This is a genomic window from Paenibacillus xylanilyticus (genome assembly GCF_013359935.1).
Classification (GTDB): Bacteria; Bacillota; Bacilli; order Paenibacillales; family Paenibacillaceae; genus Paenibacillus; species Paenibacillus xylanilyticus.
The window spans coordinates 1-1,670 of sequence record NZ_JABMCB010000056.1 but is presented as its reverse complement, the minus strand read 5'-3'; the positions used below and the strand labels follow the sequence as shown (position 1 = coordinate 1,670).

Genomic DNA, 1,670 nt, shown 5'->3' with positions numbered 1-1,670 from the left:
TGGCGCTATCTGGGCATCGGGGAGGAAGAAGCCCGTGCCTTTTCCCGCGAGGTTGAAGCGGCATGGAAAGAGTTTGCCGAGGATGACTGCTGCTGCATTGACGTTGAGCGAAAACGCACGTTTACCATGATGATTCGGGAAGGTGTGGCCATGCACGCCTTTAACGGTGAACTGTTCGTTCAGGCCACCTGGGATACCAGTTCGTCGCGGCTTTTCCGGACACAGTTCCGGATGGTCAGCCCGAAGCGCATCAGCAACCCGAACAATACCGGCGACAGCCGGAACTGCCGTGCCGGTGTGCAGATTAATGACAGCGGTGCGGCGCTGGGATATTACGTCAGCGAGGACGGGTATCCTGGCTGGATGCCGCAGAAATGGACATGGATACCCCGTGAGTTACCCGGCGGGCGCGCCTCGTTCATTCACGTTTTTGAACCCGTGGAGGACGGGCAGACTCGCGGTGCAAATGTGTTTTACAGCGTGATGGAGCAGATGAAGATGCTCGACACGCTGCAGAACACGCAGCTGCAGAGCGCCATTGTGAAGGCGATGTATGCCGCCACCATTGAGAGTGAGCTGGATACGCAGTCAGCGATGGATTTTATTCTGGGCGCGAACAGTCAGGAGCAGCGGGAAAGGCTGACCGGCTGGATTGGTGAAATTGCCGCGTATTACGCCGCAGCGCCGGTCCGGCTGGGAGGCGCAAAAGTACCGCACCTGATGCCGGGTGACTCACTGAACCTGCAGACGGCTCAGGATACGGATAACGGCTACTCCGTGTTTGAGCAGTCACTGCTGCGGTATATCGCTGCCGGGCTGGGTGTCTCGTATGAGCAGCTTTCCCGGAATTACGCCCAGATGAGCTACTCCACGGCACGGGCCAGTGCGAACGAGTCGTGGGCGTACTTTATGGGGCGGCGAAAATTCGTCGCATCCCGTCAGGCGAGCCAGATGTTTCTGTGCTGGCTGGAAGAGGCCATCGTTCGCCGCGTGGTGACGTTACCTTCAAAAGCGCGCTTCAGTTTTCAGGAAGCCCGCAGTGCCTGGGGGAACTGCGACTGGATAGGCTCCGGTCGTATGGCCATCGATGGTCTGAAAGAAGTTCAGGAAGCGGTGATGCTGATAGAAGCCGGACTGAGTACCTACGAGAAAGAGTGCGCAAAACGCGGTGACGACTATCAGGAAATTTTTGCCCAGCAGGTCCGTGAAACGATGGAGCGCCGTGCAGCCGGTCTTAAACCGCCCGCCTGGGCGGCTGCAGCATTTGAATCCGGGCTGCGACAATCAACAGAGGAGGAGAAGAGTGACAGCAGAGCTGCGTAATCTCCCGCATATTGCCAGCATGGCCTTTAATGAGCCGCTGATGCTTGAACCCGCCTATGCGCGGGTTTTCTTTTGTGCGCTTGCAGGCCAGCTTGGGATCAGCAGCCTGACGGATGCGGTGTCCGGCGACAGCCTGACTGCCCAGGAGGCACTCGCGACGCTGGCATTATCCGGTGATGATGACGGACCACGACAGGCCCGCAGTTATCAGGTCATGAACGGCATCGCCGTGCTGCCGGTGTCCGGCACGCTGGTCAGCCGGACGCGGGCGCTGCAGCCGTACTCGGGGATGACCGGTTACAACGGCATTATCGCCCGTCTGCAACAGGCTGCCAGCGATCCGATGG

The 1,670-nt window shown here is 59.0% G+C and carries 2 protein-coding genes; both read left to right on the top strand.

Annotated elements, in window-relative coordinates; all coding sequences use genetic code 11:
• Positions 1-1,323 (top strand): phage portal protein (locus tag HP552_RS00370; protein ID WP_175393818.1); only part of this gene is annotated, 1,323 nt, incomplete at its 5' end.
• Positions 1,304-1,670, top strand: a 367-nt coding sequence (locus HP552_RS00365; protein ID WP_446686446.1) for a hypothetical protein, incomplete at its 3' end; no start/stop codon positions are given. The genes HP552_RS00370 and HP552_RS00365, both read left to right, overlap by 20 nt.